The organism is Pseudomonas sp. Y24-6 (genome assembly GCF_020295325.1).
Taxonomy (GTDB): domain Bacteria; phylum Pseudomonadota; class Gammaproteobacteria; order Pseudomonadales; family Pseudomonadaceae; genus Aquipseudomonas; species Aquipseudomonas gregormendelii.
The window spans coordinates 1-337 of record NZ_JACBXG010000058.1 but is presented as its reverse complement, the minus strand read 5'-3'; the positions used below and the strand labels follow the sequence as shown (position 1 = coordinate 337).

At 59.3% G+C, this 337-nt stretch carries 1 pseudogene; it reads right to left on the bottom strand.

Going from position 1 to position 337, the window contains the following annotated elements:
- Positions 1–337: pseudogene (locus tag HYI44_RS29235) on the bottom strand (copper-transporting ATPase); the annotation flags it as partial.

Sequence of the window (337 nt, the reverse complement as noted above, 5' to 3'; positions counted from 1 at the left end):
CCAAGCAGCGACTTGATGGCAGCCGAGGTTTGCGAGCGAGCCTTGAGTTCAAGCATCTGGCCGAGAAGGGTCAGTGAGATGATCACAGCCGCCGCTTCGAAGTACACACCGATGCGGCCCTCCATCATGAAGTTGCTGGGGAATACATCGGGGGTCAGGGTGGCCACGACGCTGTAAAGGAAAGCCGCCGCCGTGCCGAGGCCGATTAGCGTCCACATGTTCGGACTTCGCTGAATCACCGAACGCACACCACGCACATAAAACGGCCAGCCAGCCCACAGCACGACGGGTGTAGCCAATCCCAGCTCGACCCAATTTTGCGTGGTGCCATGGAACA